Consider the following 19,151-nt stretch of genomic DNA (forward strand, 5'->3'; position numbering starts at 1 on the left):
CCAGGAGGTCCAGCGATGACCACGTCCACCGCCGAACGGCCGGCCACGTTCGCGCCGCCGCGGATCGAGGCCGAGCAGCGGCCCGACGGCCGGCTGCACATCCGCTCGACCGAGCCGCTGGGGGAGCACCCGGCGAGCGTCGTCCACTCCTTCCGCGCGCACAGCGAGGCCCATCCCGACCGGCTGCTGGTCGCCGAGCGGGGCCCGGAGGGTGAGTGGGCGAGCTGGACGTGGGGCGAGGTCCGGGCGCTGGTCGACCGGCTGGCGCAGGGGCTCCTCGACCGCGAGCTCAGCGGGCGACCGGTCATGGTCCTCTCGGGCAACTCCCGGCTGCACCTGGCGGTGACGCTGGCGGCGATGACCGTGGGGACGCCCGTGGTGCCGACCAGCGTCGCGTACTCCCTGCAGAGCACCGACCACGCCAAGCTCCGGGCGATGGCCGACCTCGCCGATCCCGGGCTGGTGGTGGCGGAGGACGCGTCGTACGCCGCGGCGGTGGCGGCCGTGGGGCAGGGGCGCACGGTGCTCAGCCGGGACGGCGTGCTGACGCCGGAGTCGTTCGGCGCCGACCCGACCGACGCCGTCGACCGGCGCTGCGCCGGCCTCGAGGGCGGCGACGTCGCCAAGATCCTGTTCACCTCCGGGTCGACCGGGACGCCGAAGGGCGTGGTGAACACGCACGGCATGCTCGCTGCGAACCAGCAGCAGATGCGCCAGGTGTGGCCGTTCCTCGACGACGAGCCGCCGGTGCTGCTCGACTGGCTGCCCTGGTCGCACACCTTCGGCGGCAACCACAACCTCGACATGGTGCTGACCCACGGCGGGTCGCTGTGGATCGACGACGGCCGGCCCGCCCCGCCGCTGATCGGCCGCACCGCGCGCAACCTGGTCGACGTCCGGCCGACGCTGTACTTCAACGTGCCCGCCGGCTACGCCGCGCTGCTGCCCCTGCTGGAGGGCGACGACGACCTGGCGCGGGCGTTCCTCGACCGGCTGCGGCTGGGGTTCTTCGCCGCCGCGGCGCTGCCGCAGCAGCTGTGGGACCGGCTCGAGGCGCTCAACACGCGGCACGGCGGGTCGATGCGGATGACCACCTCGTGGGGGCTGACCGAGACCGCCCCGGCGGCCACCAGCGCGCACTTCCCGATCACCCGCAGCGACGTGCTCGGCGTGCCGCTGCCCGGGGTGGAGGTGGCGCTGGTGCCGGTGGGCGAGAAGCGGGAGATCCGGGTGAAGGGCCCGAACGTCACGCCCGGCTACCACCGCGCGCCCGAGCTCACGGCCGCCGCGTTCGACGAGGAGGGGTTCTTCCGCACCGGCGACGCCGTGGCGCCGGCCGACCCGGACGACCCGGCGGCCGGGCTGGTGTTCCGCGGCCGGATCGCCGAGGACTTCAAGCTCTCCACCGGCACGTTCGTCAGCGTGGGGACGCTGCGGCCGAAGCTGCTCTCGGCGTCGCAGGGTCTGCTGGCCGACGCGGTGCTCTGCGGCCAGGACGGCGACCACGTCACCGCGCTGGTCTGGCTGGCCCCCGCGCACGCCGGCCGGGTCGACGCGGACGCCGTGCCGGAGGGGTCGCTGCGGGACGAGCTGGCGGCGACGATGGCCCGGCTGGCCGCCGAGGGCGGCGGCTCCTCGCAGACCGTCGAGCGGCTGCTCGTCCTCACCGAACCGCCGCAGCTCGACGCCGGTGAGATCACCGACAAGGGCTACGTCAACCAGGCCGCCGTCCGCGACCGCCGGGCCGACCTCGTCGCCCTGCTCACCGCCGACCCGCCGCCGGCACGGGTCGTCGTGCGGTGAGGGTCAGGCCAGCGGACCCTCGCCGCGGGTGAGCGCGAGCAGCAGGTCGCGGGTGGTGGCCAGCTCGTCGGGGTCGAGCGGCCCCTCGAACAGCGGGGCGATCGAGGCGCCGTCGCAGGCGCGCAGCACCACGACGACGCGCTGCGGGTCGACGCCGTCCTCGGCCAGCGTCTGGTTCCAGCGCCGGTAGCGCTCCTGCGACAGCCGCGCGGCCTCGGGGAACGAGCCGAGCGTGGCCAGGAGGGTGGCCAGCTCCACGGCGTCGCCGCGCTCCTCGAGGTCGTCGAAGGTCACGCGCACGTAGGCGCGCAGCCGCCGCCCGGGCGCGTCGTCGTCCGGGTCGACCCGGTCGTCGACGGCCCGGGCGAACCGCTCGAAGAGGTCGTCGGCGAGCGCGCCCAGCAGCTCGTCCTTGCTCCTGAAGTGGTGCATCAGGCCGCCCTTGGAGACGCCGGCCTCGCGGGCGACCGCGTCCAGGCTGACGCCGGCGCCGTGGACGAGGACCGCGCGCGCGGCGGCGTCGAGCAGCGCCCGGCGTGTCCGTGCGGCGTCGCGCAGCGGTCCCGGCACCCCTACCTCCTCGGCTCTCGAGCGACTACTGCTTCATGGTGGCGAGCTGGATCAGGTTGCCGCACGTGTCGTCGAGCACCGCGACCACCACCGGCCCCAGGTCGGTGGCCTCCTGCGTGAACTCCACGCCCAGCCCCTTGAGCCGCTCGACCTCGGCGTGGACGTCGTCGACGGCGAACTGCGTGAAGGGGATGCCGTCGGCCACGAGGGCCTCCTTGAACGGGCGGGCCGCCGGGTGGCCGTCGGGCTCCAGCAGCAGCTCGACGCCGTCCGGGGCGGCGGGGGAGACCACGGTCAGCCAGCGGTACTCGCCGGCGGGCACGTCGGTCTTCTTCACGAAGCCGAGCTTCTCGGTGTAGAAGGCCAGCGCCTTGGCCTGGTCGTCGACGAACACGCTGGCGACGTTGATCCGGATCACGGGTTCGGAGCCTCTCGGTCGATGGGCCACCGCTCGACGATCGAGCGCAGCGGGCCCGTGTCGATGTGGTGGAACTTGTACCGGCCCTGCCGGCGGGTGTGCACCAGACCGGCCTCCTCGAGCACGGCGAGGTGCTGCGAGATGGCCTGGCGGGAGGAGCCCAGGCCGTGCTTCATGGTCAACCGGGTGCAGATCTCGAACAGCGTCTGACCGTCCTTGTCGGTCAGCTCGTCGAGGATGGTGCGTCGGGTCGCGTCCCCCAGGGCCTTGAACAGCTCCGGGTCGGCCTCCACGCGCACCGTTATAGGCAAGCAGGCGCTTGCCTGTCAAGCAGGTAGCTAACAAACCGTCTGGTCGGTACGCTACTCGACCATGAGCACCACCGTCCGACCGCTCGACGCCCCGGCCACGCTCGAGGAGGAGCTCCGCCCGGCCGGCCCGCGGGAGTGGGCGGCGCTGGCGGTGCTCGTCCTCGCCGTGGTGCTGCTGGCCGTCGACGGCACGGTGCTCGCCCTCGCGGTGCCGGCGCTGACCGCCGACCTGCAGCCGACCGCCGGCGAGCTGCTGTGGATCGGCGACGTCTACGGCTTCGCGCTGGCCGGGCTGCTGGTGCTCATGGGCGGGCTGGCCGACCGGTTCGGCCGCAAGCGGGTGCTGCTCGTCGGCAGTGCGGCCTTCGGCGTCGCGTCCGCCGTCGCGGCGTTCGCGCCGGACCCGGCCACGCTGATCGCCGCACGGGCCGCCCTGGGCATCGCCGGGGCGACGCTCATGCCCTCGACGCTGTCGCTGATCCGCAACCTCTTCCCGATCGCGCGGCAGCGCACCCGGGCGATCGCGCTGTGGAGCGCGGCGGCCTCCGGCGGTGCGGTGCTCGGCCCGCTGGTCGGCGGGGTGCTGCTCGAGCACTTCTGGTGGGGCTCGGTCTTCCTGGTCAACCTGCCGGTCGTGGCCGTGCTGCTGGTCGGCGGCTGGTTCCTGCTACCGGAGTCGCGCGACCCGCGGCCCGGACGGCTCGACGTCCTCGGCGCGGTCCAGTCGGTGGTCGCCGTCCTGGCCGTCGTGTACGCGGTCAAGGAGGTCGTCGGGCACGGCCCGACGCCGGTCGCCGGCGCGACGGCACTGGTCGGCGTGCTGACGGCGGTGCTGTTCGTGCGGCGGCAGCGGCGCGTCCCGTCGCCGCTGGTCGACCTCCGCCTGTTCGCCAACCGCGCGTTCTCCGGCGCCCTGGCCAGCCAGCTGATCGCGCTGGTCGCGCTCATGGGCCTGCTGTTCTTCTTCTCCCAGTACCTGCAGCTGGTGCGCGGGCACACCGCGCTGGAGGCGGGGGTGCGGGAGCTGCCGCTGACGCTCGCCTCGCTGGGCGTGCTCCTCGTGGTCGGCCCGCTGGTCGCCCGGGCCGGCCTCGGCCGCGCGATCGGGCTGGGTCTCGGCCTGTCGGCGGCCGGCATGCTGGCCCTGGCCGGCGCCGAGTCGCTGCCGGGATACGCGTGGCTCGCCGTCGCGCTGCTGGTGCTCGGCGCCGGGTTCGGGCTGGCGTTCACGCTGAGCACCGACGCCGCCGTGGGCTCGGTGCCGCCGCACCGCGCCGGGACGGCGTCGGCGCTGTCGGAGACCTCCTACGAGCTCGGCGCCGCCCTCGGCATCGCACTGCTCGGCTCGCTGCAGACCGTGCTCTACCGCGCGCACCTGCCCGCGGAGTTCGGGGGCGCGGCGCGGGAGTCGCTGGCCCGCGCCGGCGAGGTGCTGGACGAGGCGGCGCTGACCACCGCCCGGGAGTCGTTCACCTGGGCCGTGCAGGTCACGTCCGTCGTCGCCGCGGTGCTGCTCGGGGTCGCGGCCGTGACAGCGTGGCGGGTGATCCCCTCGACCCGCACGCGCACGCCGCACGCCTGATCACCAGCCGGAGGAACCGAGCCATGAGCGAGCCCGTCGTCAGCACGCTGCGCGTCCGGATCGGCCAGGAGGACGCGCACTACGGCGGCAACCTGGTGGCCGGGGCGAAGGTGCTCGAACTGTTCGGCGACGTCGTCACCGAGGTCGCGATCATCACCGACGGCGACGAGGGCCTGTTCGTCGGCTACGACAGGATCGAGTTCCTGGCGCCGGTGCACGCCGGCGACTTCCTCGAGGTCACCGGCACCGTCACCCGGATCGGCACCACCAGCCGCACCGTGGCGCTGGAGGCGCGCAAGGTGATCGCCTCCCGCTACGACGACACCCCGTCAGGCGCCGACGTGCTCGACGAGCCGGCGGTCGTCGTCCGCGCCGTGGGGACCACCGTCGTCCCCGCGGAGAACAGCCGCGGCCCGCGCGGCAGGGGCCGGACCGCCTGATCAGGCCACCGGCAGCTGGGCCCGCATGCCCGCGATGAGCGCGGCGAGGCCGCGCTCGAAGGCCGTCTCGGTGCGGGCGCCGCCGTCGACGGCTGAGCCGTTCGGGCACCTACGGGCCGCCGGGGTGGACGGATCGGCACCTCCCCGGCGGCCGCGCGGTGCGGAAGCGTCGGGGGCATGTCGACTCTCCCGTACTGGGTCGCCGGCGCGCCGCGCTCCGGCGCCGACGTCCTCGAGGTCACCTCGCCGCACGACGGCCGGGTGGCCGGCCGGACCACCCTGGCGGGCGCCGCGGACGTCGAGGCCGCGGTGGCCGCCGCGCACGACGCCCGGGCCGCCTGCGCCGCGACTCCCGCGCACGTCCGCGCCGCGGCGCTGGACCACGTCTCCCGTCGGCTGGCCGAGCGCAGCGAGGAGATCGCCGCGCTCATCACCGCCGAGTCGGGCAAGCCGCTGAAGTGGGCGCGGCTGGAGGTCGCCCGCGCGGTCTCCACGTTCCGCTGGGGCGCCGAGGAGGCGCGCCGGTGGTCGGGCTCGCTGCAGCGGCTGGACACCGACCCCGCCGCGACCGGCCGGCTGGCGCTGGTCCGCCGCGCCCCGCGCGGGCCGGTGCTGGGCATCGCGCCGTTCAACTTCCCGCTCAACCTCGTCGCGCACAAGGTCGCCCCGGCGATCGCGGTCGGCGCGCCGATCGTGCTCAAGCCGGCCCCGGCCACGCCGCTGTCGGCGCTGCTGCTCGGCGAGATCCTGGCCGAGACCGAGCTCCCCGCCGGCGCCTGGTCGGTGCTGCCGGTGACCAACGAGGTGGCCGCCGAGCTGGTCCGCGACCCGCGGCTGCCGGTGGTCTCGTTCACCGGCTCGGTGCCGGTCGGCTGGTCGATCCGCGACGCCGTCCCGCGCAAGCACGTCACCCTCGAGCTCGGCGGCAACGCCGCCGTCGTCGTCGCCCCCGACCAGGACGACGACGCGCTGGCGTGGGCCGCGTCCCGGATCGCCACGTTCGCGATGTACCAGGCCGGCCAGTCCTGCATCTCGGTGCAGCGGGTGTTCGCGCACCGTGACATCGCCGACGTGCTCACCGACCGCGTGGTCGAGGCGGTGCAGAAGCTGGTCACCGGCGAGCCCACCGACGACGCGACCGACGTCGGCCCGCTGATCGACGAGGTCGCCGCCCGCCGGGTGGAGAGCTGGGTCGACGAAGCGGTCGCCGCCGGCGCGCGGCTGCTCACCGGCGGGGCGCGTGACGGCGCCGCCTACGCGCCCACCGTGCTCACCGGCGTCCCGGCCGACGCCAAGGTGGCCTGCGAGGAGGTGTTCGGCCCGGTCGTCGTCCTCGACGTCGTCGACTCGGTCGACGAGGCGTTCGCGCGGGTCAACGACAGCCGCTTCGGCCTGCAGGCCGGCGTCTTCACCGGCGACCTGCAGCTGGCCTTCCGCGCCGCCCGCGAGCTCGAGGTGGGCGGCGTGGTGGTCGGCGACGTGCCCAGCTTCCGCGCCGACCAGATGCCCTACGGCGGGCTCAAGGACTCCGGCACCGGCCGCGAGGGCGTGCACGCCGCCATGGAGGACCTCACCGAGGAGCGCGTGCTGGTCCTCACCGGCATCGACCTCTGAGCGACGCCCCGGGAGATCTGGTGGTGGCGGGGCGGCCGTGGCAGCGCGATCGCGGCCGCCTCCGCGATGCTGTGCACGCCGAGTCGCTCGCGCACGTGCTCCATGTGCTTGCGCACCGTGCCCACCGACACGAAGAGCTCGGCGGCGATGTCGGCGAAGGACCGCCCGGCGGCGGCACGCTCCAGCACCTCCCACTCCCGCGGCGTCAGCCGGGGGACGCCGCGCCGCCGCTGCTCCGCGTCCAGCCAGATCTCCTGCAGGTGCGGCCGCGCCAGGGCGGCGACCTGGCGGTCCCGCTCGGTGAACGGAGAATCTGACTCCCGCTGGAAGATCACCCGCCGGACCTCGCCCGGGGCCGCCGGCAGGGACACGATCATCGAGTACCGCAGCCCGACGAGGACCTGCAGCATGGGATCGGCCCGGCGGGCCCGTTCGGTCGGCAGGAAGTCGCCGGTGTGGATCACGCTGCGGAGGTCACCGCTGCGCTGCGGCCACGAGCACATCGATCCCGGCCAGTGCTGCCAGAAGGGCTCGTCCGGCGGGCACGGGTCCACGCGGTAGACGACCCGGCTCCCGTCGTCCTCGGCTCCCTGGATCAGCGGGGTGACGCGGGCCGCCGGCACGTGGTGCTGGTAGCTCACCCCGGAATCGCACGGCACCAGCTGCTGCAGCCCGTGCAGCAGCGCCCACGGCATCGCCTCGGCGGGGTCGTCCCTCCAGCCGTCCTCGAGCACCCGGAGGAGCTTCTCCGCGTCCCCCGCGCGCAACCACCCGTTCGCCATCGCGCGCTCCCAGCCGACGTCCGGACCGGTCGTCGGGTCACGCTAGGCCCGACGCCGTCCCCGGGAAATACGCCCGGGGGCGGATGAGCGTCCCGCCGCAGCGACGGAGTGCGCTGCGCCCGGGTTTCTGTGAGGAGAATCCCGCCCCAGCGCACTCCGAACTGCGGGTGCGGGATCAGGGCATGCTCTGCCGGAGGCGGGACAGCTCCCCGGTGAGGACGGCGAGCAGGGCGACGGCGTCCTCACGGGCGGCCGCGGCGGCGTCCCGGACGGCGGCGAACCGGCCGACCGCCGTCGCGTGCCGGGCGAGGAAGCCGTCGACGTCCCCGCCGTCGGCCAGCAGCGCGGCCGTGAGGGCGCGGGCGTGCTCGTCGAGCTGCTCCCGCAGCGCCACCTTGGCGGCGAGCACCCAGGTCGAGTCCCCGGGCACCTCCGCGGCCGGGACGCGGTCGAGACCCAGGGCGCGCCCGAGGGCCCGGTGCCGGGTGAGCACGGCGCAGACGGGCAGGCCGGTGCGCTCGACGACGTCGGCCAGGTCGACCGCCTCGGTGCGCGTCCCGAGTGCGGCCACGCCGTCCGCCAGCGAGTCCCGTGCCCCGGCGGCCCGCAGCCGCTCGGCGAGCGCGCGGTCGACCCCGTGCACCTCACCGGCGAGCGCCGCGAGCGCGGCCGGGTCGCGGTGCCGGCGCAGGAGCCGGTCGGCCACCCGCTCGGTCGCCCGCTGCACCTCCGGCAGCGCCAGCCGCTCGACCGCCGGAGGCACGTCCTCGTCGAGCAGCGCCCACACCGGGTCCAGCTGCAGCACCTGCTCGGCCGCGGCGAACGCGCGCGCGGCGACCGGCGTGCCGACGCCGTGCCGCTCCTCCAGCCGGTGCAGGAATCCGGGCCCGACCCGGTCGAGCAGGTCGCTGGCCAGCCGGGTGGCGGTGATCTCCCGGGCCAGCGGGTGCGCGGCGATCCGGTCGGGCCAGCGCTCGCACACCACCCGTGGGAAATAGCGCAGCAGCACCTCGCGCAGCGCGGGGTCGTCGGGCACGTCGCTGCCCAGCAGCTCCTCGCGCACCAGGTTCTTGGAGTAGGCGAGCAGCACGGCCGCCTCCGGGCGGGTCAGCCCGCCGCCGGCGGCGCGCAGCCGTTCGATGTCGGCCTCCGACGGCAGGTGCTCGAGCTCGCGGTCGAGGCCGGCCTGCTGCTCCAGGTCGCGGATCAGCGCGGCGTGCCGGTCGAGCAGGAACGGCGCCTGGTCGGCGCAGACGGTGAGCGCACGGGCCTGGCGGGCGTTGTCGGCGAGCACCGCCGCGGCCACCTCGCCGGTGAGCTCGCGCAGCAGCGCGTCCCGCTCGGCGCCGGTCAGCTCCCCGTCGCGCACCGCCCCGGCCAGCAGGATCTTGAGGTTGACCTCGCGGTCGGAGGTGTCCACGCCGGCGGAGTTGTCGATGAAGTCGGTGTGCAGCCGCACCCCGGCGCGGGCCGCGGCGACGCGGGCGCGCTGGGTCAGGCCGAGGTTGCCGCCCTCGCCGACCACGCGGCAGCGCAGCGTCCCCGCCGTCACCCGCACGCGGTCGCCGGCCCGGTCGCCGACCTCGGCGTCGGTCTCGTCGTCGGCCCGGACGTAGGTGCCGATCCCGCCGTTCCACAGCAGGTCGACCGGCGCCCGCAGGACCGCCCGCACGACCTCGTCCGGCGTCAGCTCGCTCGCCTCGATGCCCAGCCGGCGGCGGACCTCGGGGGAGAGCGGCACCGTCTTGGCGTCGCGCCGGTGCACGCCACCGCCGGGGGAGAGCACGGCCGGGTCGTAGTCCGCCCACGACGAGCGGGGCAGGGCGGCCAGCCGCCGCCGCTCGGCGAACGACGCCGCCGGATCCGGGTCGGGGTCCAAGAAGACGTGCCGGTGGTCGAAGGCGGCGACCAGCCGCAGCCGGTCGGACAGCAGCATGCCGTTGCCGAAGACGTCACCGGACATGTCGCCGATCCCGACGGCGGTCACCTCGTCGGTGTCGACGTCGACGCCGAGCTCGCGGAAGTGCCGGCGCACCGACACCCACGCACCCCGGGCGGTGATGCCCATGGCCTTGTGGTCGTAGCCGGCCGAGCCGCCGGAGGCGAAGGCGTCCCCGAGCCAGAACCCGCGCTCGACGGCGAGCGCGTTGGCCAGGTCGGAGAACGTCGCGGTGCCCTTGTCGGCGGCGACCACGAGGTAGGGGTCATCGCGGTCGAGGACGACGGTGCGCGGCGGGTGCACCACCCGGCCGTCGACCCGGTTGTCCGTGACGTCGAGGAGTCCGGAGACGAACGACCGGTACGCCGCCTCGACCGAGCCCTCACGGACGACGAAGGCGCCCTTGGCCCCGGCCGGGACGATCACCGCGTTCTTCACCAGCTGCGCCTTGAGCAGGCCGAGCACCTCGGTGCGGAAGTCCTCGGGCCGGTCCGACCAGCGGATGCCGCCGCGGGCCACCGGCCCACCGCGCAGGTGCAGCCCCTCGACGGTGGGGGAGTGGACGAACGTCTCGACCCAGGGCCGCGGCGCCGGGAGGAAGGCCAGCCGGGGCGAGGCGATCTTGAGCGCGAGCTGCGCCGGCGGCCGGCCGGAGGGGTCCTGGAAGGCGTTGGTGCGGACGACGGCGTCGATCACGTCGCGCAGCCCGCGCAGGATGCGGTCCTGGTCGAGGCTGGTCGTCGCGGCCAGCAGCGCGTCGAGCTCGGCGCCCGCCGCGGCGGCGACCGCGGCGTCGACGCCGTCCGGGTCGTGCTGCGCGCTGAACCGCCGCACCAGCGCCCGGGCGAAGCGGGGCGCACCGAGCACGGTCCGCTCGATGTACCCGCGGGACAGACCCGTGCCGGTCTGCGCCAGGTAGCGGCAGGCCGCGCGCAGCACGCCGACCTGCAGGACCGGCAGGCCCTCGGTCACGATCAGGCGCGCGAGGCCGTCGAGCTCGGTCTCCCCGGCCCACGCCGCGGCGAGCGCCTCGTCCAGCGCGGCCAGCGCCGGCTCCGGGCGCGTCCCCTCGGGCAGCAGCAGGTCGAGCTCGGTCGCCGTCCCCCCGTGGGACCGGGCGTCCGCGACGCGGACGCCGAGCCGCTCGAAGACCGGGACGACGTCGGCCAGCAGCGGCCGCTCCCCGGGCCACTCGACGACCGCGCCGACCAGCGGTCCGGCCCCGGCGGTCGCCGGGCGGAGCCGGACCCGGTCACGCACCGGGGCGGCGGTCACGGCTGCGCGGCGAACGCGGCCTCGAGCACGTCGAGGGCCTCGGTGAGCAGGTCCTGGCCGATGACCAGCGGCGGCAGGAAGCGCAGCACGTTGCCGTACGTGCCGGCGGTGAGGACGACGACGCCCTCGGCGTGGCAGAACTTCGCGACGGCCGCGGTGAGCGCGGGGTCGGGCTCCGTCGTCCCGGGCTTCACCAGCTCGACGGCGATCATGGCGCCGCGGCCGCGGACGTCGCCGATGGCCGGGAGCCGCTCCTGCAGCGCCCGCAGCCGGGGCAGCATGGTCGCGCCGATCGCGCGGGCGGCGCCGGCGAGGTCGAGCTCGCGCATGGTCTCGACGGAGGCCAGCGCGGCGGCGCAGGCCAGCGGGTTGCCGCCGTAGGTGCCGCCCAGGCCGCCGGTGTGGACGGCGTCCATCAGCTCGGCGCGGCCGGTGACGGCGGCCAGCGGCAGGCCGCCGGCCATGCCCTTGGCCAGGGTGACCAGGTCGGGGACGACGCCCTCGTGCTCGGTGGCGAACCAGTCGCCGGTGCGGCAGAAACCGGTCTGCACCTCGTCGGCGATGAAGACCGCGCCCGCCTGCCGTGCCCAGTCGGCGAGCGCGGGCAGGAAACCGGGGGCGGGGACGACGAAGCCGCCCTCGCCCTGGATCGGCTCGATGAGCACCGCGGCCACGTTGGACGCGCCCACCTGCGTCTCGATCTGCCGGACGGCGCGGGCCGCGGCCTCGGCGCCGGACAGGCCGTCCCGGAACGGGTAGCTCATCGGCACCCGGTAGACCTCGGGCGCGAACGGCCCGAAGCCGTTCTTGTAGGGCATGTTCTTGGCCGTCAGCGCCAACGTCAGGTTGGTGCGCCCGTGGTAGGCGTGGTCGAAGACGACGACCGCCGACCGGCCGGTGGCGACGCGGGCGATCTTCACCGCGTTCTCGACCGCCTCGGAGCCGCTGTTGAACAGCGCCGTGCGCTTCTCGTGGTCGCCGGGGGTGACCCGGTTGAGCTCCTCGCTGACGGCGACGTAGCCCTCGTACGGCGTGACCATGAAGCAGGTGTGCGTGAACGCCGCGACCTGCTCCTGGACGGCGGCGACCACGCGCGGGGCGGCGTTGCCGACGTTGACCACGGCGATGCCCGCCCCGAGGTCGATCAGCGAGTTGCCGTCGACGTCGACGACCACGCCACCGCCGGCCCGCTCGACGAACACCGGGAGGGTGGTGCCGACGCCGCCGGACACCGCGGCGGCCCGCCGGGCCATGAGCTCCCGCGAACGGGGGCCGGGGATCTCGGTGACCAGCCGGCGCTCCTGGATCGGCGTCGACGGGGGTGCGAGCAGGTCGGTCACGGGGAGCTCCTCGTCTCGACGGGGGAGGGGTGCGCCGTCGAGTCTGGGCGGCGCGGGCTTCCGCAGGTACGGTCCGGACCGGCGCGTCGGCCTGCTCCCCATGTCCACTTCGGCACGCCTCGTCGCCCTGGAGGTCCCGTGCCGGTCACCGTCGCCGATCTGCTCGGCTCGCCGTCGCTGGGGCTGCGCCTCCTGACCGAGGGCGCGCCGGTGGACCGGCCGCTGTCGTGGGTGCACGTGAGCGAGCTGGCCGACCCGGCGCCGTTCCTCGAGGGCGGGGAGCTGCTGCTCACCACCGGCCTGGCGCTGCGCGACGGCGAGGCGGGCCCGTACGTGCGCCGGCTCGTCGACGCCGGGGTGGCGGCGCTCGGGTTCGGCACCGGCCTCGGGCAGGACGCCGTCCTCCCGTCGCTGGTCGACGCGGCCGCGGACGGCGGGCTGCCGGTGGTCGAGGTGCCGCGGCAGACGCCGTTCATCGCGCTGTCGCGGAGCGTCTCGGCGGCGCTGGCGGCCGACGAGTACGCCGCCGTCGCCCGGGCGGCGACGGCGCAGCAGGAGCTCACCCGGGCGGCGCTCGCGCCCGGCGGGCCGGCGGCGCTGCTGGAGCGGCTGGCCCGCGCGGTCGGCGGCTGGGCGCTGCTGCTCGACACCGTGGGCGCCCCGCTGGAGGCGTCGCCCGCGGCGGCCGCGCGGCGGGCGCCGGGGCTGCAGGCGGAGCTGGACCGGCTGCGCGGGATGCGGGCGCCGGCGAGCGCGGCGCTGTCGGGGCCGGAGGAGACGCTGCTGGTGCAGTCCCTCGGCAGCGGTGCGCGCACCCGGGGCTTCCTCGCCGTCGGCCGCTCGGGCCCGCTGCCGCCGGCCGACCGGCACGTGGTCAACGCGGCGGCGCTGCTGCTCACGCTGCGCATGGAGCAGTCCCGCGGGCTGGACAGCGCGATGGCGGCGCTGCGGGCGGCGCTGCTGCGCCTGCTGCTCGCCGGCGAGGAGCGCACGGTGTCGGCGGTCGTCGACGAGCTCGGCCAGCAGCTGCCCGCCGAGCCGCTGCACGTCCTCGCCGTCCTGGGGACCGGGGAGCAGCGCTCGGCCGCGGTCGACGTCGCGGCCGACGCGGCGGCGCACGAACGCGCGGCGCTGTTCTCCGCCGCGCTCGACGACGCGCTGGTCCTGCTGGTCTCGGCCGACGGGCCGCTGCCCGCGCGGCTGGGCGCCCTGGCCGCGCGGGTGCCGGGGGCCGCGCTGGGGTCGTCGCGGCCGGTCGGGTGGTCGGCGCTGGCCGACGGCGTCCGGCAGGCGCGGCAGGCGGCCGAGCACGGGCGGGGGCGGTCGGCCGGTGTCGTCGCCTTCGCCGACCTCGCCGTCCCGGGGCTGGCGTCGCTGCTGGAGCCGACCGCGACCCGGGCCTTCGCCGATTCGCTGCTGGCGCCGCTGGTGGCCGCCGACCGCGCCGGCGCCGGTGACCTCGTGCACTCCGTGCGGGTGTGGCTGGCGCACCACGGCCAGTGGGAGCCGGCCGCCGCGCAGCTCGGCGTGCACCGGCACACGCTGCGCAAGCGCGTGCACCGCGCGGCCGACCTGCTCGGCCGCGACCTCGACGACCCCGGCGCCCGCGCCGAGCTCTGGATCGCCCTCCACCCGCCCGGCGACAGCTGACCGCGGCCGTCGTCCTCCCTCATCGCAACAGGTCCTCCCCCACGTCCCACCGTGGGGGAGGACCACCTGCGATCAGGTCAGCTGATCCCGACCCCTGCCCTCAGTGGCAGTGCTTCGCCGCGGTCGGGGGGACGTCCAGCGTCGGGTTGCGGTCGAAGAAGCCGACGGGCTTCAGCGAGAACGACACCGTGTCGACCGGCATCACCGGCCAGTCCTCCGGCCGCGGGATGTGGTGGATGCCGAACACGTGCCACAGCACGATGTCGGTGTCGGCGATCGACCGGTCGGCCTGCGTCCACGCGGGCAGCCCGGCGTCGCGGCGGCTCTGGTTGACGAACTCGCCGGAGGGCCAGCGCTCCTCCTCGTCGAACGGCGTCACCCACAGCGTGTGGCCGATGACCTCGGCCCGCTGCATGATCGGCGAGCTGCGGTCGACCAGCGCCGGGAACGACGCCGAGGGCACCAGCTTGTAGCCGACCGGCGTCCCGAGCCGGTTGAGCTTGCCGCGGTTGACCACCTTCCAGCTGCGCTGGGTGGCCCAGTCGTAGTCCTGCTTGCCGTCGGACTCGGTCTCCAGCGGGCGGGTCCGCTGCACCAGCGCCAGCCCGTACGGGTTGTCGTCGGAGACCGGCACCGCCTCGCTCTCCGACACCAGGACGGTGTTGGACGGGCCGTCGACCTCCATGTCCATGCGGGCGACGATGAAGTGCTGGTGGTAGGGCGCGTAGGTGCGCTCGTCGACGACGGTGCCGTACGGCGGCGCCTCGCCGTCGAAGGTGCTGGTCACCATGATCCCGGTGGCGCGCACCTCGCACTCGATGGTGCCGTCCTGGTAGAAGCGCCAGTAGGTCAGGTACTCGTAGTTGGCCACGGTGGCGTGGAACGAGACGACCATCCGCCGCGACCGGCGCACCTCACTGCCGGCGTGCTCGTCGACGTGCTTCCACAGCACGCCGTCGTCCTCCTCGTGCAGGCAGATGGCGTTCTTGATCGTGTAGGGCTCGCCGCGGCTGTCGTGCAGGACGGCGTCGACGTAGGTGATCTCACCGAGGCAGTCGCAGCCGAGCTCCAGCGACGTCGTCATGAAGCCCAGGCCCCACTCGCCGATGTCGAAGGCGGTGCGGCGGTGGTGGTCGGGGCTCGGGTCGCGGTAGGGGACGACCATCTCGGCGAACGACAGCCGGTGCGCGATCGGCCGGCCGTCGAAGCCGACCCGGTGGATGACCAGCCCCTCGCGGTGGTTGAAGCCCAGCCGCATCGACCAGTTCTGCCAGCGCAGCTCGTTGCCGTCCAGGGTGAACGAGACGCCCTCGGGCTGGGTGATCTCCAGCGGCTTGATGTCGGTGCGCTGGCTCAGGTCGGGCACCAGCGCCGGCAGGTACTCGCCCATGACGTCAGCCTTCGCCGGCGGCGCGGAGTCCTCGACCGCCAGCAGCTCCATCGTGTTCAGGTCGACGACGAAGTGCAGGCCCATCACCGGGTTGGCGTAGGGGTTGCCGTCGGGCGTCGACCGGTACCAGACGTCGGTCCAGCCGACCCGGCGGTCCTGGTACCCCTGCGGGATGAGCGAGTAGCCGTAGGCCCAGGTGTCGATCAGCACCAGGTCGAGGTCGGTGAGCCCCCGCTTGGCGAGCGCCTCGACCACCTCGGGGTGCTTGATCAGGGTCTCGTGCGCCTCGTGCCACTCGTCGACGGTCATGTTCGCCTGCTCGCCCGGCACCGCCTCCCACGACAGGACGGCGTCGTCGGTCAGCGAGACGACCGCCTTGAACGGCGTGCCCTCGTCGCGGCTCCAGCAGGTCACCCGCGCCTCGCGGCGGACGGGGTCGCCGGCGGCGAACGAGCGGACGACGTCCTTGGCCGGCTCGCGCAGCTCGATCGAGGCGAACCGCCAGCGCTCGTCGACGCCGCGGTCGCGCCGCAGGATCGCCGCGGCGGCGCGGAACTCGTCGGCGGTCAGTGGGTCGAGCGGGTGCGCGGTCATCGGGTCTCCTCCGGGCGGTCGGGACGGTCGGCGAGCAGGGGGAGCGAGGGGTCCCAGCGGGTGCCGTCGCGGGCGTCGCGGCGGCGGCGGGCGATCGCCGACAGGGCCTCCAGCACGACCCGGTTGGCGAGCGCGGCGGTGATGTCGGCGTGGTCGTACGGCGGGCTGACCTCGACGACGTCCACGCCGACGACGGGCAGCTCGAGGCAGATGCGGCGCACCGAGTCCAGCAGCTGCCGGGCGGTGAGGCCGCCGGGCTCCGGGGTGCCGGTGCCGGGCGCGTGCCCGGGGTCGCAGACGTCGATGTCGACGGAGAGGAAGACGCCCTCGCACTCGTCGGTGGCGATGCCGAAGGCCTCGGTGAGGCACTCCTCGAGGCCGCGGTGGCCGATCTCGGTCATCTCGTAGGAGCGCATGCGGTGCGCCGCCATCCAGTCCAGCGTCTCCGGCGGCGGCCAGTAGCCGCGCAACCCGATCTGCAGGAAGCGTTCGCCGCGCAGGGCGCCGGACTCGATCAGCCGGCGCATCGGCTGCCCGTGGCCCCACAGGGAGCCGAACTCGATGTCACCGGTGTCGGCGTGCGCGTCGAAGTGGATCATCGACACCCGCCCGTGCCCGACGACGTCGGCCACCCCGGCGGCGTCGGGGAAGGCGATCGAGTGGTCCCCGCCGAGCACCACCGGGATCGCCCCGGACCGGGCCACGGTGGCCACCGCCTCCCGCAGCGCGGGCAGCGCGGTCTCGATGTCGCCGGAGTACATCTCCACGTCGCCGGCGTCGAGGACGCGCAGGTCGCGCAGCCCGTCGGTGCGCAGCGCCAGGCTGGGCCGGGAGCCGTCGTGGGCGAGGTAGTCGGTCATCCGGATGGCCTGCGGGCCGAACCGGGTGCCGGGGCGGTGCGAGGTGCCGCCGTCGAACGGGGCGCCGACGATGACCACGTCGGCGCCCGCGAACGAGGACGGGTCCCCGAGGTCGCACCGGTCGACGCCGAGGTAGGTGATGTCGGGCCCGTACTGGGCGCCGTAGCGGGTCATGCGGCGGGTCCTGTTCTCGTGTCCTGCTGCCGGAAACCGTAGCGGATTCTGGTCTGCGCAACCGATTCCGTCGTCAGCTCGTCGGATCGATGCTGTCCGCCCGCGCCGCCCGCACAAGTGCCGGACCGGTGCGCCCCCGGCCGGCCGGTGGACGGAGCGGCACTTGGGATCCGCGGCGCGGGATGGCTCCCTGGACGTGACCCGCGGCACACCGCCCGCGAGGCCTCCCCGGGAAGGACACCGAATGTCCGTGGACGCGCCGCCGACGACGACGAAGACGTCGGCCGACCTCCGCACCAAGGGGTTGTCGAGGAACTCCGTCGGCCTGCTGGCCAGCGTCGTCCTCGGCATCTCCAGCATCGCCCCCGTCTACGCGCTGACCGCCACGCTCGGCCCGACGGTGACCGAGGTGGGCCTGCAGATGCCGGCGGTGTTCCTCGCCGGGTTCGTACCGATGCTGCTGGTGGCCTACGCCTACCGGGAGCTCAACCGGGTCGCGCCCGACTGCGGCACCTCCTTCACCTGGACGACGAAGGCGTTCCACCCCTACGTCGGCTGGCTCTGCGGCTGGGGCGCCCTCCTCGCGACGATCATCGTGCTCTCCAACCTGGCCGGCGTCGCCGTCTCCTTCTTCTACCTGCTGCTCGGCGAGATCACGGGCTCGTCGGCGGTGGCCGACCTGGGCGGCGACAAGCTGGTGAACGTCGTCACCTGCGTGGCGTTCGTGGCCATCGCCACCTGGGTCACCTACCGCGGGGTGGAGACCACCAAGCGCGTGCAGTACGTGCTGGTCGGCTTCCAGATGGCCGTGCTCGCCGTGTTCGCCGTCCTGGCGTTCGCCAAGGCCGGGTCCGCGCCGGGCGGCATCTCCTTCGAGGCCTCCTGGCTGGACCCCACGGCGATCTCGTCGTTCAGCGCGTTCACCGCGGGCCTGTCGCTGTCGATCTTCATCTACTGGGGCTGGGACACCTGCCTGACGGTCAACGAGGAGACCGAGGGCAGCGCCCGCACCCCCGGCCGCGCGGCCCTGCTGACGATGCTGGTGATCATCGTGACCTACGTCGGGGTCGCGATCGCCGTGCAGATGTACGCGGGCATCGGCACCGAGGGCACCGGGCTCGGCAACCCCGAGACCGGGGACAATGTCTTCGCCGCGCTCGCCGGCCCGGTGCTCGGCCCGGGGCTGGCCTTCCTGCTCTTCCTCGCCGTCGTGGCGAGCTCGGCGTCGTCCCTGCAGACGACGTTCCTGCCGCCGACCCGCACGCTGCTGGCGATGGCCACCTACGGGGCGCTGCCGAAGCGGCTGGCCGAGGTGCACCCGCGGCACCTGGTGCCGTCGACCGCGACCCTGGTCGCCGGGGCGGGCACCGCGGTCTTCTACGTCGGGATGACGCTGATCAGCGAGAACGTCCTCATCGACACGATCTACGCGCTGGGCCTGATGATCTGCTTCTACTACGGGCTCACCGCCTACGCCTGCGTCTGGTACTTCCGCCGCGAGTTGCGCCGCAGCGCCCGCGACCTGGTGTTCAAGGGCGTGCTGCCGCTGCTGGGCGCACTGATGCTGACCGCGGTGTTCGTGCAGACCGCCGTCGACACGCTCGACCCGGCGTACGGCAGCGGCTCGTCGGTGTTCGGCATCGGCAGCGTCTTCGTCATCGGGATCGGCCTGCTGCTCGCCGGCGCCGTCCTCATGCTGGTCTGGCGGGCACGGCACCCGGAGTTCTTCCGTGGGGAGACGCTGCGCACCGACACCCCGGCGCTCGTGTTCGACGAGTGACACCGACGCGCCAGCGGGCGCACAGCTCCCGCACGGGTCGCGCGGGCAGCGTCGCGGGCCGCGCCCGAGGGTCGGGCGCGGGGGAGGAGCGCGACGATGGCGAACTCGAGGAAGTGGCGCCGGTGGGGCGGAGCGGCCGGGCTGCTCGCCGCGGGCGCGGTGGCCGGTGGTGTCCTGGCGGGCACCACGAGCGCGAGCGCCGCTGACGAGGGCGGCAGCGGCTCGTCGACGACGGCGACCGACGACTGCCCGCAGCGGCCCCAGGAGGAGCTGCTCACCGGCGACACCGAGGAGCAGGTCGAGGCGGCGGTGCTGGCCGAGTACCCGGACGCGGAGATCGTGCGCAGCGAGACCGACTCCGGGGGCGTGTACGAGTCGCACATCGTGACCGCCGACGGCGAGCGGCTCACGGTGCTCGTCGGCGAGGACTTCACCGTGACCGGCACGGAGACCGGCGGGCCGGGCGGGCCCGGCGGGGGCCGCGGCGGTCCGGGCGACGACGAGGACTAATGGGGGCTTACCGGGCCTCGCCATCTCTGGCAGGTTCGGTGCCGGTAGCGGCCGGTGGGTCAGCACTTGCAAGGACGGGAATCGCTGAATTCCTAGGCTCAGACCGTGCGCCCACCGGT

The 19,151-nt window shown here is 74.9% G+C and carries 15 protein-coding genes; 7 read left to right on the top strand and 8 right to left on the bottom strand.

Annotated features, from left to right (window positions below):
• Positions 1–15 precede the first annotated feature (15 nt).
• Entirely contained in the window at positions 16–1,803 is a 1,788-nt protein-coding gene (locus tag ACI797_RS12035; protein WP_456858849.1) for an AMP-binding protein, read from the top strand.
• 3 nt (positions 1,804–1,806) lie between these two features.
• Here ACI797_RS12035 and ACI797_RS12040 read toward each other — a convergent pair whose 3' ends face one another.
• From ACI797_RS12040 to ACI797_RS12050, 3 genes are read right to left on the bottom strand one after another with little or no spacing between them, the layout of a single operon-like run.
• On the bottom strand, positions 1,807–2,373 hold the full coding sequence (locus tag ACI797_RS12040; protein ID WP_456858850.1) for a TetR/AcrR family transcriptional regulator: 567 nt from the start codon (positions 2,371–2,373) through the stop codon (positions 1,807–1,809).
• 25 nt (positions 2,374–2,398) lie between these two features.
• On the bottom strand, positions 2,399–2,791 hold the full coding sequence (locus ACI797_RS12045; RefSeq protein ID WP_456858851.1) for a VOC family protein: 393 nt from the start codon (positions 2,789–2,791) through the stop codon (positions 2,399–2,401).
• Positions 2,788–3,084, bottom strand: coding sequence for an ArsR/SmtB family transcription factor (locus ACI797_RS12050; protein WP_456858852.1), 297 nt, complete (start codon positions 3,082–3,084; stop codon positions 2,788–2,790). Before ACI797_RS12050 ends, ACI797_RS12045 begins: the two co-directional genes overlap by 4 nt.
• Positions 3,085–3,163: 79 nt before the next feature.
• Between ACI797_RS12050 and ACI797_RS12055 the strand changes: the two genes are divergently transcribed.
• The 3 genes from ACI797_RS12055 to ACI797_RS12065 all read left to right on the top strand — a co-directional run bounded on the left by ACI797_RS12055 (position 3,164) and on the right by ACI797_RS12065 (position 6,738).
• Entirely contained in the window at positions 3,164–4,684 is a 1,521-nt protein-coding gene (locus tag ACI797_RS12055; protein ID WP_456858853.1) for an MFS transporter, read from the top strand.
• A gap of 23 nt (positions 4,685–4,707) precedes the next feature.
• Positions 4,708–5,124: a 3-aminobutyryl-CoA ammonia lyase gene (gene kal, locus ACI797_RS12060; protein WP_456858854.1), complete on the top strand. Its 417-nt coding sequence runs from the start codon at positions 4,708–4,710 to the stop codon at positions 5,122–5,124.
• Between the two features lie 177 nt (positions 5,125–5,301).
• Positions 5,302–6,738: an aldehyde dehydrogenase family protein gene (locus tag ACI797_RS12065; RefSeq protein WP_456858855.1), complete on the top strand. Its 1,437-nt coding sequence runs from the start codon at positions 5,302–5,304 to the stop codon at positions 6,736–6,738.
• Here ACI797_RS12065 and ACI797_RS12070 read toward each other — a convergent pair.
• From ACI797_RS12070 to gabT, 3 genes are all read right to left on the bottom strand, one after another.
• Complete coding sequence (locus ACI797_RS12070; RefSeq protein ID WP_456858856.1) at positions 6,633–7,520, bottom strand: response regulator transcription factor; 888 nt, start codon at positions 7,518–7,520, stop codon at positions 6,633–6,635. The two genes, ACI797_RS12065 and ACI797_RS12070, sit on opposite strands and share 106 nt — an antisense overlap.
• Positions 7,521–7,695: 175 nt before the next feature.
• Positions 7,696–10,734: an NAD-glutamate dehydrogenase domain-containing protein gene (locus ACI797_RS12075; protein WP_456858857.1), complete on the bottom strand. Its 3,039-nt coding sequence runs from the start codon at positions 10,732–10,734 to the stop codon at positions 7,696–7,698.
• Positions 10,731–12,074 (bottom strand): 4-aminobutyrate--2-oxoglutarate transaminase, encoded by a 1,344-nt coding sequence (gene gabT / locus ACI797_RS12080; RefSeq protein ID WP_456858859.1) that lies wholly within the window; start codon positions 12,072–12,074, stop codon positions 10,731–10,733. The genes ACI797_RS12075 and gabT overlap by 4 nt, the downstream gene beginning before the upstream one ends.
• Before the next feature lie 138 nt (positions 12,075–12,212).
• Between gabT and ACI797_RS12085 the strand changes: the two genes are divergently transcribed.
• Positions 12,213–13,724 carry a PucR family transcriptional regulator gene (locus ACI797_RS12085; protein ID WP_456858860.1) on the top strand — a complete coding sequence of 504 codons (1,512 nt, stop codon included), beginning with the start codon at positions 12,213–12,215 and terminating at the stop codon, positions 13,722–13,724.
• A gap of 100 nt (positions 13,725–13,824) precedes the next feature.
• Here the strand turns inward: ACI797_RS12085 and ACI797_RS12090 are convergent, their stop codons facing one another.
• Both ACI797_RS12090 and speB read right to left on the bottom strand, forming a co-directional pair.
• Complete coding sequence (locus tag ACI797_RS12090; RefSeq protein WP_456858861.1) at positions 13,825–15,708, bottom strand: primary-amine oxidase; 1,884 nt, start codon at positions 15,706–15,708, stop codon at positions 13,825–13,827.
• Positions 15,705–16,742: an agmatinase gene (gene speB, locus ACI797_RS12095; RefSeq protein WP_456858862.1), complete on the bottom strand. Its 1,038-nt coding sequence runs from the start codon at positions 16,740–16,742 to the stop codon at positions 15,705–15,707. Before speB ends, ACI797_RS12090 begins: the two co-directional genes overlap by 4 nt.
• Positions 16,743–16,986: 244 nt before the next feature.
• On the opposite strand from speB, the gene ACI797_RS12100 reads away from it, so the two are divergent.
• Positions 16,987–18,522, top strand: a complete 1,536-nt coding sequence (locus tag ACI797_RS12100; protein WP_456858863.1) for an APC family permease — start codon at positions 16,987–16,989, stop codon at positions 18,520–18,522.
• A gap of 96 nt (positions 18,523–18,618) precedes the next feature.
• Positions 18,619–19,032, top strand: coding sequence for a hypothetical protein (locus ACI797_RS12105; RefSeq protein ID WP_456858865.1), 414 nt, complete (start codon positions 18,619–18,621; stop codon positions 19,030–19,032).
• Positions 19,033–19,151: the final 119 nt, after the last annotated feature.

The sequence above is a fragment of the Geodermatophilus sp. SYSU D00691 genome (assembly GCF_054050275.1).